This window comes from Methylobacterium sp. CB376 (genome assembly GCF_029714205.1).
GTDB lineage: Bacteria > Pseudomonadota > Alphaproteobacteria > Rhizobiales > Beijerinckiaceae > Methylobacterium.
In genome coordinates this window covers 1,389,073-1,411,344 of record NZ_CP121648.1, presented here as the reverse complement: position 1 = coordinate 1,411,344, position 22,272 = coordinate 1,389,073, and the positions used below count along the sequence as shown (strand labels likewise).

13 protein-coding genes are annotated in these 22,272 nt (G+C 62.7%); all 13 read right to left on the bottom strand.

What is annotated here, in order from left to right:
• Positions 1-5 precede the first annotated feature (5 nt).
• The 13 genes from QA634_RS06360 to QA634_RS06300 all read right to left on the bottom strand — a co-directional run bounded on the left by QA634_RS06360 (position 6) and on the right by QA634_RS06300 (position 22,199).
• Positions 6-1,448 carry a cytochrome ubiquinol oxidase subunit I gene (locus tag QA634_RS06360; protein WP_026190867.1) on the bottom strand — a complete coding sequence of 481 codons (1,443 nt, stop codon included), beginning with the start codon at positions 1,446-1,448 and terminating at the stop codon, positions 6-8.
• A gap of 370 nt (positions 1,449-1,818) precedes the next feature.
• The gene (locus QA634_RS06355; RefSeq protein WP_012331190.1) at positions 1,819-3,177 is read right to left on the bottom strand and encodes a sigma-54-dependent transcriptional regulator; all 1,359 of its coding nucleotides are present in this window, start codon (positions 3,175-3,177) and stop codon (positions 1,819-1,821) included.
• The gene (locus QA634_RS06350) at positions 3,170-5,056 is read right to left on the bottom strand and encodes a sensor histidine kinase (RefSeq protein ID WP_012331189.1); all 1,887 of its coding nucleotides are present in this window, start codon (positions 5,054-5,056) and stop codon (positions 3,170-3,172) included. The genes QA634_RS06355 and QA634_RS06350 overlap by 8 nt, the downstream gene beginning before the upstream one ends.
• 168 nt (positions 5,057-5,224) lie before the next feature.
• On the bottom strand, positions 5,225-5,950 hold the full coding sequence (gene phbB / locus QA634_RS06345) for an acetoacetyl-CoA reductase (RefSeq protein WP_012331188.1): 726 nt from the start codon (positions 5,948-5,950) through the stop codon (positions 5,225-5,227).
• Positions 5,951-6,047: 97 nt separating this feature from the next.
• Complete coding sequence (locus tag QA634_RS06340; RefSeq protein ID WP_012331187.1) at positions 6,048-7,220, bottom strand: acetyl-CoA C-acetyltransferase; 1,173 nt, start codon at positions 7,218-7,220, stop codon at positions 6,048-6,050.
• A gap of 180 nt (positions 7,221-7,400) precedes the next feature.
• On the bottom strand, positions 7,401-8,726 hold the full coding sequence (locus QA634_RS06335; protein WP_043702108.1) for an NAD(P)/FAD-dependent oxidoreductase: 1,326 nt from the start codon (positions 8,724-8,726) through the stop codon (positions 7,401-7,403).
• Between the two features lie 304 nt (positions 8,727-9,030).
• A complete protein-coding gene (gene dctA / locus QA634_RS06330) occupies positions 9,031-10,365 on the bottom strand; it encodes a C4-dicarboxylate transporter DctA (RefSeq protein WP_012331185.1) in 1,335 nt (444 codons plus the stop codon).
• 28 nt (positions 10,366-10,393) lie between these two features.
• Positions 10,394-12,703 (bottom strand): NADP-dependent malic enzyme, encoded by a 2,310-nt coding sequence (locus QA634_RS06325; RefSeq protein ID WP_012331184.1) that lies wholly within the window; start codon positions 12,701-12,703, stop codon positions 10,394-10,396.
• Between the two features lie 158 nt (positions 12,704-12,861).
• A complete protein-coding gene (locus QA634_RS06320; protein ID WP_012331183.1) occupies positions 12,862-14,571 on the bottom strand; it encodes an NAD-dependent malic enzyme in 1,710 nt (569 codons plus the stop codon).
• 239 nt (positions 14,572-14,810) lie between these two features.
• Positions 14,811-16,610, bottom strand: a complete 1,800-nt coding sequence (gene lpdA / locus QA634_RS06315; RefSeq protein WP_012331182.1) for a dihydrolipoyl dehydrogenase — start codon at positions 16,608-16,610, stop codon at positions 14,811-14,813.
• 13 nt (positions 16,611-16,623) lie between these two features.
• The gene (aceF, locus tag QA634_RS06310; RefSeq protein ID WP_012331181.1) at positions 16,624-17,919 is read right to left on the bottom strand and encodes a dihydrolipoyllysine-residue acetyltransferase; all 1,296 of its coding nucleotides are present in this window, start codon (positions 17,917-17,919) and stop codon (positions 16,624-16,626) included.
• Between the two features lie 269 nt (positions 17,920-18,188).
• Positions 18,189-20,843 (bottom strand): pyruvate dehydrogenase (acetyl-transferring), homodimeric type, encoded by a 2,655-nt coding sequence (gene aceE, locus QA634_RS06305; RefSeq protein ID WP_012331180.1) that lies wholly within the window; start codon positions 20,841-20,843, stop codon positions 18,189-18,191.
• 744 nt (positions 20,844-21,587) lie between these two features.
• Positions 21,588-22,199, bottom strand: coding sequence for a YoaK family protein (locus QA634_RS06300; protein WP_012331179.1), 612 nt, complete (start codon positions 22,197-22,199; stop codon positions 21,588-21,590).
• Between the last annotated feature and the right edge of the window lie 73 nt (positions 22,200-22,272).

The following is a 22,272-nucleotide window of genomic DNA, read 5'->3' as shown; positions in this document are numbered from 1 at the left end:
TCTCCTTATTCGGCGGGTTGGGGAGCTTTGCGCCTTGGTCCTCCGTCGAGTCTCTCGTCGGGTAGCGACAACGGCCGCTTCGGCTTCTTGGCCAGGCTCTCGGCTCCCGGGATCTCCTCGACTGGATCAGGTCCTTTCCGCAGGAGCTTGGCGAGGTAGTAGCTCCCGCAGCCGAACACGATCGAGTAGACGATGAGGAAAGTCATAAGCGAGATGGTGACCGCACCCGTCGTAACCGGCGATACGGCATCGGCCGTGCGCAATTGCCCATACACGAGGTAGGGCTGCCGGCCGATCTCGGCGGTGAACCAGCCGAGCAGAACGGCGCCGAAGCCCGAGGGCGTCATCATCATTGCTGCGTTGAGGAACAGCCGGTCGGTGAAGAGCCCCCCTTTCCAGCGCAGGTAGAGATGCCACAGGCTCAGGCCCAGCATGGCAAATCCGATGGCAAGCATGCCCCGGAAGACAAAAAATACCGGCAGCACGGGTGGGCGCTGATCCGGCGGCACGTCTTTCAGGCCGGGTACCTCGCCGCCGAACTCATGGGTCAGGATGTAGCTGCCGATCTTCGGGATGCTGATCTCGTAATGGTTAGTCTCGGCGTTCTGGTCGGGGATCGCGAACAATCGCAGCGGCATGTTGGCCCGCCGCTCCCAGTTGCCCTCGATCGCTGCCAGCTTGGTCGGTTGATACTTGAGAACACCCAGGCCGTGCATATCGCCGACGAAGATCTGGATCGGCGTCACGATCGTGGCAAACCAAAGCGCCATCGAGAGCGCGCGGCGCGCGCCCGCGAGCTTGGCCTCGGGCGCATCATGCGGGTGGCGCAACAGCATCCAAGCCGACATGCCCGCAACTGCGAACGCCGTGGTGAGATAGCACCCCATGACCATATGGGCGTAGCGCAGCGGGAACGATGGGTTGAAGATAATCTTCCACCAGTCAACCGGCAGGGCGAGGCCGTTCTCGACGCGAAAGCCGTCGGGCGTCTGCATCCAGGAGTTTGCCGACAGGATCCAGAAGGCCGAGATCAGAGTTCCGAGGGCCACCATGCAGGTTGCGAAGAAGTGCAGCCGGTCGCCGACGCGATCCCAGCCGAACAGCATGATGCCTAGAAACCCCGCCTCCAGGCAGAAGGCGGTGATCACCTCGTAGGCGATCAAGGGACCTAAGATGTTGCCGGTGAACTCGGAATAGCGCGACCAGTTGGTGCCAAGCTGGTAGCTCATCACGATGCCGGAGACGACGCCGAGACCGAAGGAGACCGCGAAGACCTTCACCCAGAACTTGTAGAGATTTTTGTACTGAGGGTTGCCGGTGCGCAGCCACTCGAACTCCAGCCGGGCGAGCCAGCTTGCGAGACCGATGGTGAAGGCCGGGAAGATGATGTGAAAGGAGATGGTGAACGCGAACTGGATGCGTGAGAGGACGAGCGCGTCGAAGTTCATGATCATTTTCTACCTCCGCCATCACCGCTCACCCGACCCAGGGGCTCCCGGGTTCGTATCGTCACCTGGTTTCATCGTTGACCCCCTTGGCGTCTGGGCGCCGACATCGCTGCGTACCTTGGAAGCATGGCTCACTCTTCTCTCCTCGGCAGCTAGGCTCATTCGTCTTCACACGTCGATCACTCCGCACATTCAAGCGCCTGGAATGCGCTCGCGGCGGAGTCCGGCCGCATCAAGTCCCTCAGCGCCTAACCCCTCACCTGCAATAGATTAGCTTGTAAGCGCGGCGATATCAGATCGTCAGCTTGCCTTCCTCTTGGCAAGAGCAGCTCGCGCGCAAATGCGAACGGTACAAAATTGATCCTCGGCGTCAGCGGTCTGACCCGCACCATACTTTATGATCAAGGTTCAGCTGATACCTGCGCAACTTACCATAAAGCGGTTTCTTTGGAATACCAAGTGCTTGACTTGCCGTGGCGACACAGCCATTTTGCCTTTTGAGTTCGTCTTGGATAAGACTTCTCTCAAATTGGTCAACGTGGTCCGTTAACGAGTTCTTTATGTTTGGACTTCCCAGACTTCCGACTCTTTCGGCTCCATTCATGCCTAGTACAAAGCGGCTCGCGACATTGGAAAGCTCGCGAACATTGCCAGGCCAGGAATGGGCTAGAAGCTGCCGCACAAATCCGGCCGATGGCACAGGTGCTTCACGGCCGAAACGAAGGGCAGAGAGTAGCGTCAAATGCTCAAATAGAAGCGGTATATCTTCACGTCGTTCTCGAAGAGGCGGAAGATCAATCGGGACAACGTTGAGTCGGTAGTACAAATCCGAACGGAACCGATTTTGCTCGCTGAGAGAAAGAAGGTCATCTTTTGTGGCCGCTACGACACGGCAATTGACAGGCACTTGTGCGTTTGATCCAAGGCGCTCAAGGGTCTGTTCTTGTAAAACACGAAGAAGTTTTACTTGCAAATTGCACGGCATGCTTTCTATCTCGTCGAGAAAAAGAGTGCCGTTGTGCGCGTGCTCAATTTTACCTACCCGACGCTTCGCAGCCCCGGTAAATGCCCCAGCTTCGTGCCCAAACATTTCGCTTTCAAACAGCTGCTCCGGCAACCCTCCACAATTCAGCGCAACAAAATGGCCGCTGCTGCTGCTACCCTGTTCATGCAGGCAGCGGGCGACCAGTTCTTTTCCGGTTCCGGTCTCACCATTGATAAGCACGCTCGCCTGAGTGGCTGCGACGTCACTGATGATCCGCCGAACCTTCTCGATCCCTGGGGACTGGCCGATCAGAACGGCCTCGACCGCTTGCCGAACGAGCTTTTTCTGAAGGTGGGCAACTTGCAGAGTCAGGTTGCGATTCTCAACCGCACGCCGCACAACGCCGACGAGTTGCTCCGAAGCGAACGGTTTCGTGATAAAATCGTAAGCGCCGTCCCGCATCGCCTGGACCGCCATGGAGATGTCACCATGGCCGGTGATCACGATCACCGGCAGCTTGGGATCCAAGTCACGGAGGTGTTTCAGGAGTTGCAGACCATCCATTCCGGGAAGCTTGACATCCGTAACCACGACCCCAGCGAAACCGCCGGGAAGATGGCTTCGAACCCATTCTGCCGATCCGAAGGATCGCACATCGAAGCCAGCCAGATCGAGCGCCTGTTCGATCCCAGCGCGGACCGCGGGGTCGTCCTCGATAACAATCACCTTGATGGCGTCAGCCATGATGCGCCTCCGGAGGTGCAAGGGGCAGATCAAGAATGAACTCGGCTCCGCCCTCTGGCCGATCATGGGCATGAATGGTTCCACCCATTGCAGCCACGATATCGGCTGAAATAGCGAGTCCGAGCCCAAGGCCGGATCCAGCTTCTTTTGTGGTAAAAAAGGGCTCGAACAGGTGAGGCATCACGGAGTCGGATATTCCCGGTCCGTTGTCGTGGACGCAAATAGCACCTCGATCTTGATGACGGCTTACGCTTACAACGATCTCGGGATGATGGACGTTCGCAACGGCGTCGACGGCGTTGCTGAAAAGATTGATGATTACCTGTTCTAGGCGGTTAGGGTCGCACTTTAAGATGACATCTTCAGACGGAATTTTCGTCACAATATTGATTTCTTTCAATTTCATTGAGCGATCGACAATCAATAAAGCATTCGAAATCGACTGTCTGGCAGAAACAATGCCTGTAATCGGCTCCGATTTCCGCGCGACTCTTTTCCAGTGCGCAACAATTTGCCCCATATGCTCAGACAGCTCGGATATCTTCGAAAGATTGGCTGTCGCCGCCTGAAGTCGGTTTCGCTCAAGGAGTACCTTCGCGTTGTCGGACAGGGTCCGTACAGCCGTGAGCGGCTGGTTCAACTCATGCGCAATGCCGGCGGACATCTGCCCGAGAGCGGCCAGCTTCTCAGCATGCACAAGTCCAGCCTGCGCTTCGCGGAGTACAACTTCGGTTCTATTGCGCTCCACGATCTCTCGGTGGAGCTGCTGATTGGTTTGGACGAGATCGGCAGTACGATCCGCCACATCCTGCTCGAGTCTGTCGTGCGCGACCTGCAGCGCTTCCTTCGCAGTGGCAGCCGCATTGAGCGCGCGCCAGCGTTGATGAAGATAAAGTGTTAGAAAGATCGCCGCTCCGATTGCAAGACCACATGCGATGGCAACGCTAAGGGCAAACCGCCTTTGAGGCTCAAGGTCGGAGAACAACAAGATGCGCCAACCCGCAGAATCAACCGACCGTATCTGTTCCAGAAACTTCCTGCTGGACGATCCGGAGTACCGATCCGGCATATCCTCATTAAATCTTATAATAGGAGCGGATCCGGTAGACCGAACTACAACCAATTCAAGCGGCTTCAAACCTGCACCGTCGTACTGCCGGGAAGCGCGAATTTGCTCCAGGGCCGGAGGATCGAGAGATTTAGTGGTCTTATACTTCCAAGAGTTTCGTGACGAGAGAAAGATGATGCCGTTCTTGTCGGCAACCGCTACAATCTCGCGACTCTTCGTACGACCCTCCTCCCACGCGCCCTCAAGCTGTTCTATGCTGATCTTGAGCGCCATCACACCAAGTAGACGGCCGTCGTGGATAATCGGGCTGGACCTAAAATAGCCAGGAATGCCGCTGGTGGTCCCTATTCCATAGAAACGGCCGTGGGCGGACTTCAGAGCTTCCAGGAAATACGGCCTATAATCCAATTTTACACCAACGAAACTGATATCGTCATTCCAATTGCTCGATGCGAGAGTGACTCCCTGATGATCTAATATATAGACGGCCGATGAGCGAGCACTTTCATTCACATCCTGAAGGTACTCGTTCACTTTTTTGCGAAGTTCTTGGTCGTCTGGATTTTGCAACATTGCGGTCACATTGGCGTTCAGCGCAATTACTGTCGGGAGATAATCGTAGCGCCCCAGCTCGCCGTTGAGACTCTGAACGTAAATATCCAGCCTTCGCTCTCCCTCTGCCTGCAATTGCCGAATAGCGGAGCGCTCGACTCCGTCCTTAACGCCAAATACAATTGTCGCTGAGAGAATACAGATTGCGGCCCACGCGAGAACTCTCGTGTACAAGCCTTTGGCAAGACGTGATCTCATAAAGCCTCCTCGGGAGGCTGTAGGGCGACGAGTACCAGCCGGCGAGGGAGGACGTCGCCGGCTGGATTTCCGTTCAATGTGACGCAGCCTATCTCAAACGCCATAGGAAATTGAAACCCCAGTTTCGCAAGCCCTAGCAAATGCCGCGAACCGCCCCGGAGTCTTTTGTTACGTCATGTACTGGCCACCATTGATGGCCAGCGTGGATCCGGTGATGAAGCCGCCGTCCTCGCCAGCCAGAAACACCACCGCCCGCGCGATCTCCTCCGGCTGGCCCAGCCGTCCTACGGGGATCTGCGGGATGATCTTGCTCTTCAGGATCTCCGGATCGATCGCCTGCACCATTTCCGTTCCAATGTAGCCCGGGCAGATGGCATTCACCGTGATTCCCTTGCTCGCGTTCTCCTGCGCCAGCGCCTTCACGAAGCCGATGTCCCCTGCCTTTGCAGCCGAATAGTTTACCTGCCCCGCTTGGCCCTTCTGCCCGTTAATGGACGAGATCACGATCACCCGCCCCCAGCCGCGCGTGCGCATGCCCTCGATCACCGGCCGGGTCATGTTGAACAAGGAGTCCAGGTTGGTGCGCATGACCGCCGACCACTGCTCGCGGCTCATCTTGTGGAAGAAGCCGTCCCGCGTGATGCCGGCGTTGTTCACCAGGACGTCCACTGGGCCAGCCTCGCTTTCGACCTGCTTCACGCCGGCTGAGCAAGCATCGTAGTCGCCCACGTCCCACTTGAACACCGGGATGCCGGTTTCGGACTTGAAGCGCTGAGCGGCTTCGTCATTTCCGGCGTAGCTGGCCGCCACCGTGAAGCCATTCTCTTTCAGCGCCTTTGAGATCGCTGCCCCGATCCCACGGCTCCCGCCCGTCACCAATGCGACCCGCGCCATAGCGTTTCCTCCTTTGTTCCCAATGAGCTTCGTCGGTCAGTGCCGATCGGCGGCTTAGACAGGGCGAGCCGCCGATCATCCGCTGGTCGTCCGATGATCAGCGTTCCACGCACATGGCGACGCCCATGCCGCCGCCGATGCAGAGGGTGGCGAGCCCCTTCTTGGCGTCGCGCTTCTGCATCTCGTGCAGCAGGGTCACCAGCACGCGGGCGCCCGAGGCGCCGATCGGGTGGCCGATCGCGATGGCGCCGCCGTTCACGTTGACCTTGGAATCGTCGAAGCCGAGTTCCTTGTTCACCGCCAGCGCCTGGGCCGCGAAGGCCTCGTTCGCCTCGATCAGGTCGACGTCCTGCGGCTTCCAGCCGGCCTTCTCCAGGGCCTTGCGGGAGGCCGGGATCGGCCCGGTGCCCATGACGGCGGGATCGACGCCGGCCGTCGCCCAGGAGGCGATGCGGGCCAGCGGCTTCAGGCCCCGCTTCGCGGCCTCGGCGGCCGACATCAGCACGATGGCGGCGGCGCCGTCGTTGATGCCCGAGGCGTTGCCGGCCGTGACCGTGCCCTCCTTGGAGAAGGCCGGGCGCAGCTTGGCCATCGCCTCGACGGTCGCGCCCTCGCGGATGTACTCGTCGGCATCGACGACCACCTCGCCCTTGCGGGTCTTGATGGTCACCGGGACGATCTCGTCCTTGAAGCGGCCCGCCTTCCTGGCGGCCTCGGCCTTGTTCTGCGAGCGGGTCGCGAAGGCGTCCTGCTCCTCGCGGGTGAGCTGCCAGCGCTGGGCGACGTTCTCGGCGGTGTTGCCCATGTGGTAGCCGTTGAAGGCGTCCAGCAGGCCGTCCTTCAGCATCGTGTCGACGAGGGCGAGGTCGCCCATCTTCTGGCCGCCGCGCAGGTGCTGGGCGTGCGGGGCCATCGACATCGATTCCTGGCCGCCCGCCACGATGACGGTGGCGTCGCCGTTGGCGATCTGCTGCAGGCCGACCGCGACGGTGCGCAGGCCCGATCCGCAGAGCTGGTTGAGACCCCAGGCCGTCGCCTCCTGCGGGATGCCGGCGGCCATCGCCGCCTGGCGGGCCGGGTTCTGGCCCGCGCCCGCGGTGAGCACCTGCCCGAAGATGACCTCGTCCACGTCCTCGGGCGACACCTTGGCGCGCTCCAGCGCCGCCTTGATCGCAATGGCGCCGAGTTCGTGCGCCGGCAGGCTCGCGAAGGAGCCGTTGAAAGCGCCAACGGGCGTGCGCACGGCTGAAACGATAACGACATCGCTCATGAGTGTCTCCTCTGGTTTGCCTGTCCCCGTGCCTCACACAGTTCCAATTCTGACGTCGCGCACGGGCACTCGCTCGTAGACGACGTGACCGTGGCGGACAGCAACAGCTGCACCGAAGCGGTGACCGCCGAGACGCGGATCGGGCGGAGGGCTTGGCCCGGGCATCAGAAACTCCCCTTGCTAATGCAGTTTCACGCGAGGTTCGGTGCGGCGCGTCAGTCTACGAGCAACGGTGTCGAGCATAACTCGCCACCAGCCGTGCAGGGCCGTCTGGTGCATCTTGTACAACGATCGATACATCAGGCGGGCGAAGTAGCCTTCAATGAACAATCCTCGACCTCTGACGAAGCCCATCAGGTTCCCCACTGTGCTGTACTCGCCGAGCGATACAAGCGACCCGAAGTCCCGATAGCGGAACGGATCAAGCGGCCTTCCGGTGAGCCGACGGCGTATCTGCGCGACGACATGACTTGCTTGCTGATGCGCGGCTTGAGCACGAGGGGGAACCGGCTTGTTATCGCTCGGACTGATCAGGAAGGCGCAGTCTCCAATGGCAAAGATGTTTTGATCGCTCGTGGTCTGCAGGGTCGGCGTCACCACGAGTTGATTGTTTCGACTCGTCTCGAGGCCGTCGATATTCTTCAGGAAGTCCGGGGCCTTGACCCCGGCCGCCCAGACCACAAGTTCGGAGGGGATGAAGTCGCCATCCGCCAAGGCGACCCCGTCGGGTCGGACCTGAACGACCCGCGCGCTCGTGCGCACGTCGATACCGAGGCCCTCCAAGAGCTGAGCCGCCCCCTTGGCGACCCGGGCCGGTACAGCGGGCAGAATACGCTCGGCCGCTTCGACGAGCGTGATCTTGAGATCTCTGTCGGGATCGATACGGTCGAGACCGTAGGCCACAACTTGGCGGGTCGTGCGGTGCAGTTCTGCGGCAAGTTCCGTGCCCGTCGCTCCCGCTCCGATGATGGTGACGTGCAACTGCCCGGGCCGCACTGGCTCGGGCTGTGCATGAGCCCGGATGAAGCGGTTCACGAGCCTCTGGTGGAAGCGGACGGCCTGCTCCTGCGTATCGAGCGAGATCGCGAACTCATTGACGCCGGGCGTGCCGAAATCATTGCCGGTGCTGCCGACGGCAATCACGAGAGTATCGTACGGAACAGCGCGCGCCGGCGTGACTTCCTGGCCCTCTGCATCGTAGCTGGCCGCCAGATAAATCTCACGGTCCGCCCGATTGAGGCCAGTCATCTCGCCGATACGGTAGCGAAAATGATGATCAGAAGCTTGCGCCAAATAGTCGACCGCGTCACGACCGACGTCCATTGTGCCAGCTGCCACCTCATGCAGGTGAGGCTTCCAGATATGGGTCCGGTTGCGCTCGACGAGGGTAATCTGCGCCTGCTTGCCTCTTCCTAAGGTGTCGCCCAGCTTAGTGGCCAACTCGAGACCTGCCGCCCCTCCCCCTACAATCACGATGTGATGGAGAGACGGGTCAGGAATCCAGATCCGGGCGGGCCTGCTTGTGCCGGTAGGCTCCCTGGCTGTGGACGAGGAGATTGGCAGGTCCGGAGTCGCCAAGCTCTGTTGGCTACCCTCAGCGCCACCGTTCCGATCCGCATCCAGGGGCCCTGCCACGGTCTCCCGGTTGGCGAGTGTGTCAGGGGTAACCTGTTCAGCGGGTCCGCCCATCGTAGTGGTCCCGAGTGATGGACCGCTCTCTGAAGGTGACATCAGTCGACCTCCGCCCGTCCTGGGTTGCTAAGCGGCCGGGATGTGCCCGGCCACGATGGTCTCGGTGGACCTCGTCCACTCAACCGGTTGTTACCGCCACCTCGACGTCGGATGGGTCGACGTCTCGGCTCAGTGCCGCGGCGAGTTTGTTGCGGTCGAGCTCACCCTCCCACCAAGCCACCACAACGGTGGCCACGCCATTGCCAGTGAAGTTCACCAGAGCGCGGCACTCGCTCATGAACTTGTCGATGCCGAGAAGGATGGCCATGCCCGGCACCAACGCCGGGTTGACGGTCGCCAGCGTCGCCGCGAGCGTGATGAAACCCGCGCCCGAGATGCCGCTGGCACCTTTCGAGGTCAGAAGAGCGACCAGCAGAATGGTTCCCTGTTGGCCCCAGGTGAGGTCGAAGCCCATCGCTTGCGCTATAAAGAGCGAGGCTAGGGTCATGTAGATGTTGGTGCCGTCGAGGTTGAACGAATAGCCTGTCGGAACCACAAGGCCGACAACCGACTTCGAGCAACCGAGCCGTTCAAGCTTTTCCATGAGAGCAGGCAATGCGCTCTCGGACGAACTTGTTCCCAGCACGAGTAGAAGTTCATCCTTAAGATATCCGATAAATTTGAAGATGTTGAATCCTGCGAGCCGTGCAATGATGCCGAGCACCCCGAAGACGAATATAGCGGACGTGATGTAGAAGACGGCGATCAGACCGAACAGATTACCGAGCGCTTGGGGCCCGAACCGTCCGATTGTGTAGGCCATGGCGCCGAAAGCCCCGAGCGGCGCAGCCTTCATCACGATCGCGATCACCCCGAAAATAGCGTGAGCAGCATCATCGATGAAGCTGCGAATCGTGGCGCCGCGCTCGCCGAGGATCAGCAGTGAGAAGCCGAACAGGATGGAAAACAGCAGAACCTGCAGGATGTCGCCCGCAGCAAACGCCCCGACCACGCTGTCGGGGATGATGTGCAAGATGAAATCGACGGGCTTCTGCTCGCCGGCTTTCTTGGCGTAGACGGCGACGGCAGCGGCGTCAGCTGCTCCGCCGGAGAACCCGGCCCCCGGCCTGGCGACATTGCCGACGATCAAACCCACGATAAGGGCGAAGGTTGAAACAACTTCAAAGTAGATGAGTGCCTTAAGGCCGACACGCCCCACCTTCTTGGCATCCTGAATGTGGGAGATGCCTGAGACGATAGTACAGAAGATGATCGGCGCAATGACCATTTTGATCAGTTTGATGAAGCCGTCACCCATTCCTTTGATCCAGTCGCTCTTGGCGTAGTCGGGCGAGAGCCATCCGAACAGGATGCCAAGAACAATCGCGATCAGAACTTGGACATAGAGCAGTTTGTACCAGGGTTTTTGGCTCACTCTGGTCGGGGCGGTCGCACCCGCTGCAATGGTCGCCATGAGCTCCTCCTCAATTCTTTTTGCCAAGCTATGCGGCAGCGACTGCTGTCACCGCGGTCATGTTCACGATACCGCGCACGGTGACTGTTGGCGTGAGAATATGGACCGGCTTGGCGGCCCCCAGCAGGATCGGCCCGACCGAGATGCCCTGCCCAGCCACCACCTTGAGGGCGTTGAACGTGATGTTCGCGGCGTCCAGGTTCGGCATGATGAGCAGGTTCGCTTGTGCCGTCAGGCCCGCGTCCGGGAAGGTGCGCCTGAGGATCGGGAGGCTCAGGGCGGCGTCCGCGTGCATTTCGCCCTCAACCTCGAGGTCAGGCGCACGCTCGGCAATGAGCTCGAGCGCATCCCGCATTTTGCGGGCCGAGGGATCATCGGCGGTGCCGAAACTGGAGTGCGAGAGCAGCGCCGCGCGCGGCGTTTGCCCGAAGCGGCGCATCTCGGCGGCCGCGAGCACCGTCATCGCGGCGATTTCTTCTGCCGTCGGATCGAGATGGATGTACGGATCGCAGATGAAGACCGTGTGCCGCGGCAGTTGGAGGAGGCCCATGGCAGCAAAGCCCTGAGCGCCCTCTCTCAAGCCGATGACGCGTTCCACGACGCTCAGATGCGCAGCGTAAGACCCGGACAGCCCGCAGAGCAGACCATCAGCCTTACCCATCCTCACCAGCATCGCGCCTATGAGCGAGCCGTTGCGGCGCATCTCGGCAGCGGCGGTAGCGTGTGACAGGCCGCGCCGCCGACCTAGTTTATAGTAGGCTTCGGCGGCCTCAGCGACGAAACCTTCGTCGTCGATACTGGCGACCTCAAGGTCCCGGCCGATCTGGACCCGCAAACCGAGGTCTTGCAGCTTGGCACTGATCGTCTCCGGGCGTCCGACCAGGATTGGTTTACCCAATCGTTCGTCGACCACCACTTGCACGGCCCGCAGCACGCGGTCGTCCTCGCCCTCGGCGTAGACGATGCGCCGCGGATCGCCCTCCGCCGCTGCCGCGAAGACGGGCTGCATGACCGTGCCAGACGTATAGACGAAGCTCTGGAGCGAGCGCCGGTAACGTTCGATGTCCGCGAAAGGCCGCGTGGCCACGCCGCTATCGATCGCTGCCTGCGCCACCGCCGGGGCGACGCGCAGAATTAACCGGGGATCGAACGGCCGCGGGATCAGATAGTCGGGCCCGAAGCGTAGATCCTGTGTGCCATAGGCTGCGCTGACCATGTCCGACTGCTCGGCTTGCGCCAGTTCCGCGATGGCACGCACGGCGGCCAGCTTCATCTCCTCGTTGATTGCGGTCGCACCGACATCGAGCGCACCGCGGAAGATGAACGGGAAGCAGAGAACGTTATTGACTTGGTTCGGGTAATCGGATCGTCCGGTCGCGATGATGGCGTCGGACCTTACCGCCTTGGCAGCTTCGGGCCGGATCTCCGGATCCGGATTGGCGAGCGCCAGGATGAGCGGACGGCTCGCCATCGTCTTGACCATGTCTGGCTTGAGTACACCAGCCATGGAGACGCCAAGAAAAATATCGGCCGCTTCGACCGCATCCGCGAGGGTGCGGGCCGAGGTCTCACGCGCGTAAGCCGCCTTTTGTTCGTCGAGCGACCCCAGCCGCTCGTTCGTCAGAACTCCCCGGCTGTCCGTGACCAGAATATTCTCTTTCCTTGCGCCCAGCCCGACCAGGAGATTGAGGCAGGCGATCGCTGCCGCGCCCGCGCCGGAACAGACAACCTTCACATCCTCGATCCGTTTGCCGACCACCTTCAGGCCGTTGAGCACGGCCGCGGCAGCAACGATCGCGGTGCCATGTTGGTCGTCGTGGAAAACCGGGATCTTCATGCGCTCGCGCAGCCGAGTCTCGATCACGAAGCACTCAGGCGCCTTGATATCCTCGAGATTAATACCGCCGAACGTTGGCTCCAGGCTGGCGATAATATCGACAAGCCTGTCGACGTCGGTTTCGTCGATCTCGATGTCGAAGACGTCAATGCCGGCGAATTTTTTGAAAAGGCAGCCCTTGCCTTCCATCACCGGCTTGCCGGCGAGCGCCCCGATGTTGCCGAGACCGAGCACCGCGGTGCCGTTGGAGATGACCGCCACCAGGTTGCCGCGCGAGGTTAGGCTCGACGCCTCGGCTGGGTCGCGCTTGATCGCCATGCAGGCGGCCGCGACGCCGGGCGAGTAGGCCAACGCCAGGTCGCGCTGGGTGGTCATGTCTTTCGTGGGCAGGACCGAGATTTTTCCAGGTGTCGGGAATCGATGGTAATCCAGGGCGGCACGGGTCAGGACATCGTCGGTGCCTGCCTCGTCGTTAGCCTCGCCGGGCGTTCTGAGGTTCATCTCTTCGCTCACTGGCGTCTCCTCGCGACTGGGCGCTTTTGCGCCTGTTCTGTCTAGCTCCAGGCGATCGGGTTGCGGGCGGCTGGAGCTCTACTGGAAATCTGTCTAGATCGACGGTCACACGATATCCGCAGATTGGTCTATCTAGTTTTCCGCAGTCAATTAATGCGTCGGTACGGTCGATAGAGTGGCGCCCACATTTTGTTTCGGATTTTCTGATACATATCGCCAGCGTCCATCGCTTCGGTCAGGCCGTCATTCCGCGCCTGCAGGGCGACTGCTTGTGCTACCCGCAGCGACACGTCCCGCAAGTCCGAGACATTTGGCAGTAAATTGGCGTTAGGATTGAGTCGCGCTGGCGAGATGTCCGCCAGAGCACGTGCGGCGGCCATCAGCATGGCGTCCGAGACTCGCCGCGCCCGGACGGCGATGGCGCCGAGTCCGATGCCAGGGAAGACATAGGAGTTGTTGGTCTGATCCACCCGGACGTACATTCCGTTTTTAAGAAGCGCTGGGAACGGGCTGCCCGTGCCGATCACCGCTCGGCCCTCAGTCCAGGCCATGAGGTCGGCGGGCGTCGCCTCGGCCCGCGATGTCGGATTGGACAACGGGAAGATAACCGGCCGTTTCACTGACGCCGCCATGGCTCGCACCACGTTCTCGGGGAAGGCCCCTGGCTGGCCCGACACGCCGATCAGCACAGTGGGCTTGGCGTTGTGTACCACGTCGCTAAGCCCGATCCGGCTCTCGTTCTCCAGGACCCAATCCGCCACCGCGTCGCGAGGTTGTATGAAGCGCTCCTGGAACGGCAGGAGGTCCGGCATGCCCTCGACCAAGAGACCGTCGCGGTCGATCAGGTAGAAGCGCCGGCGCGCCTCCACCTCTGTGAGGCCGTCCTCGATCATAGCGCGTAAAAGCAGCGAACTGATGCCGGTCCCAGCCCCGCCCGCGCCTACGACGGCGACCCGCTGCTCCCGCATTGGCAGGCCCGTGACGTTCACGGCCGCCAGCAGAGCGCCGGCGGCAACAACCGCCGTGCCCTGGATATCATCATTGAAAGTGCAGAGCCGGTCGCGGTAGCGCTCCAACAGCCGGGTCGCGTTGTCGCGTGCAAAGTCCTCCCACTGCAGCAGGACGTGTGGCCAGCGCTCCGTCACCGCTGAGACGAATGCTTCGATGAAGTCGTCGTACGGCTGGCCGCGCAGGCGCTCGTGACGCCAGCCGATGTAGAGCGGATCGGACAGGCGCTCAGGGTTGTTGGTGCCAACGTCGAGGAAGATTGGCAGTGTGGTTGCAGGGTGGAGGCCGCCGCAACCAGTGTAGAGCGACAGCTTCCCGATCGAGATCCCCATGCCACCCGCGCCTTGGTCACCGAGACCGAGGATGCGCTCTCCGTCCGTGACCACGATCGCCTCAACACTGTCGAACCGCGGATGAGCTAGGATGCGGGCGATACGCTGCTGGTGGGGGATGCTCAGGAACAGGCCTCGCGGCTTGCGGAACGCCTGGCTGAAGTGCTGGCAGCCGAGGCCGACTGTGGGCGTATAAACGATGGGCAACAGCTCTTCGAAGTGGCGCACCAGGAGAGCGTAGAACAGCACCTCGTTGGTGTCCTGCAAACCGCGCAGGAAGACGTAGCGCTCGAAGTCGTTCGGCAGCTGACGCATTGCCTGATAGCGTCGCGCAACCTGCTCGCCGAGGGTCGCAACCGTCGGCGGGAGAAGCCCGTGCAGCTCGAAAAGATCGCGTTCCTCCTCCGTAAAGGCGGTACCCTTGTTTAGCAGTGGATCGTTGAGGAGACTGTAGCCGCTGCTAGCGGTCTCGACATAAGAGCCAACTGAGGATCCTAGATCATGCTCCGCACTCACTAAAATCTCTCCTTCTTTTTCCAAGGAGCGGGCCGAAGTTTATCTGGACAGGGCTTTATTCCGGCTGCCTCTTAGCTTGACTTTGGCCATCTCCCACGCCGTAGCCGGAGGTGTCACCCTACACGCTTCATTACGGTAACCTGCCATGCAGCGCCGGGCCTCTATTCGAGAACCGGTCGCCTGCACGGCCGCTCCCGTTCCGCGCCGAGATGCCAGTCGGAAATCAGCCAAAGTCGAGCTTAGTGAGTCTTCTTTTTTGGCATGTAGAGGTCGGTGATGCTGCCCTCGAAGGCCTCCGCCGCCATGCCGACCGTCTCGGACAGGGTCGGGTGCGGGTGGATGGTCAGCCCGATGTCGCTCGCATCCGCCCCCATCTCGATCGCGAGCGCGGCTTCGGCGATCAGGTCGCCCGCGGACGGCCCGACGATGCCGCAGCCGACGATGCGGTCGGTCGCCTCGTCGAACAGCACCTTGGTCAGGCCCTCGTCGCGCCCCAGCGACAGCGAGCGCCCGCTCGCCGCCCACGGGAACACGCCCTTGCCGACCTTGAGCCCCTTGGCCTTGGCCTCGTTCTCGGTCAGCCCGACCCAGGCCACCTCCGGGTCGGTGTAGGCCACCGACGGGATCACCTTCGCGTCGAAGAACGAGTTCTTGCCCGCCGCCGTCTCGGCCGCGACCTTGCCCTCGTGCGTCGCCTTGTGGGCCAGCATCGGCTGGCCGACCACGTCGCCGATGGCGAAGATGTGCGGCACGTTGGTGCGCATCTGCTTGTCGGCCGGGACGAAGCCCCGCTCGTCCACGATCACGCCCGCGGCCTCCGCGCCGATGAGTTTGCCGTTGGGCCGGCGCCCCACCGCCACCAGGATCTTGTCGAAGGTGTCGTGGGCCGGCGCCGAGCCGCCCTCGAAGGAGACCTTCAGCCCCTCGGGCAGAGCCTCGACGGCCGTGACCTTGGCCTTGAGGTGGATCGCCTCATACTGCTTGGAGATCCGCTTCATCAGCGGGGTGACGATGTCCTTGTCGGCCCCCGGGATGATCTGGTCCATCAGCTCGACGATGGTCACCTTGGACCCGAGCGCGTGGTAGACGGTGGCCATCTCCAGCCCGATGATGCCGCCGCCGATGACGAGCAGGCGCTGGGGGATGCCGTCGAGTTCGAGCGCCCCCGTGGAATCGATCACCCGCGGGTCGTCATGCGGGATGAAGGGCAGCTTCACCGGCTCGGAGCCCGCCGCGATGATCGCCTGCTCGAAGCCGATCACCCGGGTCTGGCCCTCATGCTCGACCGCGATCTGGTGCGGGCTGACGAAGCGGGCGGTGCCGGTGACGACCGTGACCTTGCGCTGCTTGGCGAGGCCCCCGAGGCCGCCGGTGAGGCGCTTGACGACGCCGTCCTTCCAGCCCCGGAGCTTGTCGATGTCGATCTGCGGGCTCGCGAAGCTGATGCCGTGCGCCGCCATGCCGTGGCTCTCGTCGATCACCTTGGCGGCGTGGAGCAGGGCCTTCGAGGGGATGCAGCCGACGTTGAGGCACACGCCGCCCAGCGAGGCCCAGCGCTCGACCAGCACCACCTTCTTGCCGAGGTCGGCGGCCCGGAAGGCCGCCGTGTAGCCGCCCGGTCCGGCGCCGAGCACCAGCACCTCGGCGCGCATCTCCTCGCCCGAGACGGGCGCGGCGGCCTGGGGCGCGGGGGGCGTCGCGCCGTTGCCGCCGCCCCTCGCCGAGGAGCCATAGCCGGCTTGCCCCTCGCCGGGCGCGTGGGCGGGCGGCCCGCCCGCGGGCGCCGCCGCGCCCGCCCCGGCCGCCTCGGTCATCAGCAGGATCAGGTCGCCCTGCGAGACCTTGTCGCCCGGCTTGACCTTGATCTCCGCCACCGTGCCGGAGACCGGCGAGGGCACGTCCATCGTCGCCTTGTCGGATTCGAGCACGATCAGGGTGTCGTCCACCCCGATCGTGTCGCCCGGCTTCACCACCACCTCGATGACTGGGACGTCCTTGAAGTCCCCGATGTCGGGCAGGCGGACCTCGTTGCTGCTCATGCGCCGCGTCTCCTCAGATCGCGAGCCGCCGCACGTCCTCCAGGACGTGGGCGAGGTGGCGGGTGAAGCGGGCCGCGAGCGCCCCGTCGATGACGCGGTGGTCGTAGGAGACCGAGAGCGGCAGCATCAGGCGCGGCTTGAACTCCGACCCGTCCCAGACCGGCGCCATCCTGGAGCGCACGACGCCGAGGATCGCCACCTCGGGCGCGTTGACGAGCGGCGTGAAGGCGGTGCCGCCGATGCCGCCGAGGGATGAGATCGTGAAGCTCGCCCCCTGCATGTCGGAGCCGGCGAGCTTGCCGTCGCGCGCCTTCTTCGACAGGGAGCCGAGTTCCTGGCTGATCTCCTGGATGCCCTTGCGGTCGGCATCCTTGACCACCGGCACCACGAGCCCGTCCGGCGTGTCGACCGCCACCCCGACGTTGTAGTAGCGCTTGAGGATCAGCGCCTCCTTGTCGGGCGACAGCGAGGCGTTGAACTCCGGGTGCTGGCGCAGGGCCGAGACGGCGGCCTTGATCAGGAAGGCCAGCAGCGTGACGCGGTAGCCCTTGTCCTTGGCGGCCTTGTCGAGGTCCTTGCGGTAGGCTTCGGTCTCGGTGATGTCGGCCTCGTCCTGGTGGGTGACGAGGGGCACGTTGAGCCAGGCCCGGTGCAGGTGCGGCCCCGAGATCTTCTTGATCCGGGCGAGCGGCCGGGTCTCGGTGGGGCCGAACTTCGAGAAGTCGACGGCCGGGATCTCCGGGATGCCCATGCCGCCCGAGGCCATCACGGCGCCGCCCGCGGCGGGCGCCGCCGCGCCGGTGAGGTGGCCCTTCACGTCCTCCTTGGTGATGCGGCCCTTCTCGCCGGTGCCCTTGATGGTGTTGAGGTCGACCCCGAGTTCGCGCGCGAGGCGGCGTACGGCGGGGCTGGCATGGACCTGCGAGAAGTCCGGGATCGCCGAGGCCGCCCGCGGGGCGGGGGCGGAGGCGGGCGCGAGGGCCGGCTCCTGCTTGGGCATCAGAGCGGCCGTATCGGCCGCCGGCGCGGCGCCGTTGCCCTTCGGCTCACTGCGCGGCGCAGCCGAGGCCTCATCTCCGCCCCTGAGCAGCAGGATCGGGTGCCCCTCCGAGACCTTGTCGCCGATCTTGATCAAGAGCTTCTCGACGACGCCGGCGGAGGGCGCGGGCACCTCCATCGTCGCCTTGTCGGACTCGAGCGAGATCAGCGGGTCGTCAGGTCCGATCGTGTCGCCCTCCTTCACGTGCACCTCGATGATCGGCACGTCCTTGAAATCCCCGATGTCCGGGATCTTGACCTCAGTCGCCACGGCGTTTCTCCCGTTCCGTCATGTCGCTTGGCTAGACGTTGGATTTGAAGGTCAGGGTGGGATCCCTCTCCCGGGCGGGAGAGGGGCAGGGCATCGTCGATCCCGCGCGAGGAACCAGCCGGTCGGCACCAACCCGAGAGTTCGGCAGGAACCCGGAACCGCCCCGCTGCCGGGATGGCGCCAAGCGCCACATCCTGACCGGCACGGGGCGCTCCACCCCGGAGCCTCGCCCCGCCCCCTCCCACACCGGAGAGGCTTCCCGCCGGGTCCTAGACCGTCCAGGGCGCGGGCTTGCCGGGGTCGATGCCGTACTTGGCGATGGCCTCCACCACCTTCGCGGTCGGGACCCGTTTGTCCTCCGCGAGGCTCTTGAGCGCCGCCACGGCGACCCAGCGCCGGTCGACCTCGAAGAAGTCGCGCAGGCGTACCCGGTAGTCCGAGCGCCCGAACCCGTCCGTGCCGAGCACCTTGTAGCGGGCGGGCACGAAGGGGCGGATCTGGTCGGCGAACAGCCGCATGTAGTCGCTCGCCGCGATCACCGGGCCGGAGCGGCCCGACAGGCAGGTCTCGACGTAGGATTTGCGCGGGGTCTCGGTCGGGTGGAGCATGTTCCAGCGCTCCACCGCCATGGCGTCGCGCGCCAGCTCCGTGAAGCTCGGGCAGGACCAGATGTCGGCCACGATGCCGAAATCCTTCTCCAGGAGTTCGGCCCCGGCGATGACCTCGCGCAGGATCGTGCCCGAGCCCAGGAGCTGCACCCGCGGGCCCTTCCCCTTGCCCTCGCGGAACAGGTACATCCCCTTGATGATGCCCTCCTGCGCTCCGTCCGGCATGCCCGGATGCTCGTAGTTCTCGTTCATCACGGTGATGTAGTAGAAGACGTCCTCCTGCTCGCCGTACATCCGGCGCAGACCGTCCTGCACGATCACCGCCACCTCGTACGAGAAGGTCGGGTCGTAGGAGACGCAGTTCGGGATCGTGGCCGAGAACAGGTGGCTGTGGCCGTCCTCGTGCTGCAGCCCCTCGCCGTTGAGCGTGGTGCGCCCGGCCGTGCCGCCGATCAGGAAGCCGCGCGCCCGCAGGTCGCCCGCCGCCCAGGCCAGGTCGCCGACCCGCTGGAAGCCGAACATCGAGTAGTAGATGTAGAACGGGATCGTCGGCGCGTTCGAGTGCGAGTAGGAGGTCGCCGCCGCGATCCAGGACGACATCGCCCCGGCCTCGTTGATGCCCTCCTGCAGCATCTGCCCGTTCTTGTCCTCCTTGTAGTACATCAGCTGGTTGGCATCCTCGGGCCGGTAGAGCTGGCCGACCTGGCTGAAGATGCCGAACTGGCGGAACATGCCCTCCATGCCGAAGGTGCGGCTCTCGTCGGGCACGATCGGCACGATGCGCTTGCCGATCTCCTTGTCGCGCAGGAGCGTGTTGAGCACCCGCACGAAGGCCATGGTGGTGGAGATCTCCCGGCCCGCCGTCTCCTTGAGCTGGGCCGAGAAGGCCGAGAGCGGAGGCACCTCCAGGCTCTGCGACTTCTGCCGCCGCGCCGGCAGCGGCCCGCCGAGGGCTTGGCGCCGCGCCATCAGGTAGCGGTGCTCGGGGCTCCCGTCGGGGAAGCGGATGAACGGGATCTCGGTGAGCTTGTCGTCGGTGAGGTCGATCTGGAAGCGGTCGCGGAACTGCCGGAGGACCGCCTCGCCCATCTTCTTCTGCTGGTGGGTGATGTTCTGGGCCTCGCCGGCCTCGCCCATGCCGTAGCCCTTGACGGTCTTGGCGAGGATGACGGTGGGCTGGCCCTTGTGGTTCACCGCGGCGTGGTAGGCCGCGTAGACCTTGCTGGGGTCGTGGCCGCCGCGGGTCAGCCGCCAGATGTCGTCGTCGCTCCAGTCGGCGACCAGCGCCTTGGTCTCCGGATAGCGGCCGAAGAAGTGCTCGCGGATGTAGGCGCCGTTCTTCGACTTGAAGTCCTGGTACTCGCCGTCGACGCACTCGGTCATCAGGCGGGCCAGCATGCCCGATGTGTCGCGGGCGAGCAGCGCGTCCCACCCTGAGCCCCACAGCACCTTGATGACGTTCCAGCCCGCGCCGCGGAAATTGGCCTCCAGCTCCTGGACGATCTTGCCGTTGCCGCGCACCGGCCCGTCGAGGCGCTGCAGGTTGCAGTTGATCACGAAGACGAGGTTGTCGAGTTTCTCCCGCGCGGCGAGGGAGATCGCGCCGAGGGACTCGGGCTCGTCCATCTCGCCGTCGCCCATGAAGGCCCAGACCTTGCGACGGTCGGTGTCGGCGAGGCCGCGATGGTGCAGGTAGCGGAGATACCGCGCCTGGTAGATCGCCATCAGCGGCCCGAGGCCCATCGAGACGGTCGGGAATTGCCAGAAATCCGGCATCAGCCAGGGATGCGGATAGGAGGACAGGCCCTTGCCGGAGACCTCCTGGCGGAAGGAGAGCAACTGCTCCTCCGTGATCCGGCCCTCCAGGAAGGCGCGGGCGTAGATGCCCGGCGAGCAATGACCCTGGACGTAGATCAGGTCGCCGCCGTGGCCGTCGCTCGCCCCGCGCCAGAAATGCATGAAGCCGGTGTCGTAGAGCGTCGCGGCGGACTGGAAGCTCGCGATGTGGCCGCCCAGCTCCGAGGAATCCTTGTTGTTGCGCAGGATGATCGCGATGGCGTTCCAGCGGATCGCCGAGCGGATGCGGTGCTCGATGGCGCGGTCGCCCGGGTGCTTGGCCTGCGCCTCGAGGGGAATCGTGTTCAGGTAGGCGGTGTTGGCGGAGTAGGGGACGGGAGCGCCCTTCTTGCGGGCCTCCTCGATCACCTGCTCGATCAGGAAGTGCGCCCGGTCAGGACCCTCGACCTCCAGGACGCCATCCAGGGAGTCGAGCCATTCGCGGGTTTCGATCGGATCGGGATCGCGTGTGGAATCCAACGTCACCTCCCTGGCGCTGCCCCGGTAAGGCGTGAGGCGCGCTTATTGTGTGGCTATTTCAGCAGGTGCCGTGCCAAGTAGGCTCGCGTAGAAATAAGATTGCGCGCTGAGACACTTAAACGGGTGTGGATCTGTGCGCCGGCAGGAGCTGAGTGCGAAAATCCAGAATTTGGCTCCGGATTTTGGCTGGACTTTCAGACAGTGCGGGACAGCTCTGCCGGCCTGGGTGGCTTACTGGCCGGTTGCTAACCCGGATCATTCATGTGGGGTGACGGGCATGGTGCAAGCCGCTGATAGGCCATAGATTTCGGCTGCGACACTCGAATCCAGCCGCTCGCGGAGACCATGCCCGCCAAGGTCGATGATACCCCGTCGCAGACTTCGACATCATGTCCGGCAGCACGAAGGCCTTGGACGGCCGAGCCGCGCAGCGCGGCGGCATAACTACCCGGAAGGGGATGGCAGTCGATCGGCAGAACCCGCATGCGAGCCGTTCAACTCTCAGGGTGAGCCCCGGTTCTGACTTCCGCGCGGCGGCTCAACCAGTCAGTCAAGCCGAGGTCTCTTTCACGCCCCCAAGCAAAAGCAAAAACGGCAGCAAGCATCCATGTATTTATCACTGGGATCCGGCTCTAGACTCAATCGCAAAGAGAGGGGCAGACAAGCATTTGCGCTGATCCCGCTGGAATGGGCAGGACTTCGAAGAGCCTTATCGGCCTCCGCGACTGTGCCCGCAGGCGCCGATCAGCGCAAGTTAGCATTTCCCTTGTACTCATGGAAAAGCATAGTAAATGGTAGGACACATGCTGCTAAAATGAGAGGCTTGTCGATGAAATTAACTGCCAAAGCACCCGCTATGGCCCCCAATAAGTACCCAAACCACGCTAGAGCGAATATGGCGCTTTCGCGTTTCACTTGCTTGCCCGGAGAGGGCCACATCCAAGACACAAGTTCTTCGCCAATCTTTTGGAGATTTCCCGTAATAAACACATGATTCAGGGTGACGCCTCCAAAACGGTTAGCAGCCGAGTTCTGAATCCCCATTCCGATTGCAAGAAGCAATGCTCCCCAGAATTTATCTGTAAGACTGCTAAAAATCAGCAAGCCACTTGTGACCAATAGCGCTCGAAAAACTTCCAGACCTGCTCGTACTATGATTCGGCCGAATACAACTCCAAACAAGAACATGGCTATAATGGCAGCATGAAATGCAGCTTCCCTATATTTGCCCGTCGCAATTTCCATTCCCATAAAAATCGTATTGCCGGTCATTAGTCCCGCAAAAGCATTCAGATGCAAATACCCAACGGTATCTGCGTATCCGGCGATGAGCGCCAGCGCCGTTGCACGGAGCATAGGACTACCTCACAATAAGAACGCAAATGGAATGTTCGTGGATAGAGGAAAGCCATGCTCGTCCTCTAAACGG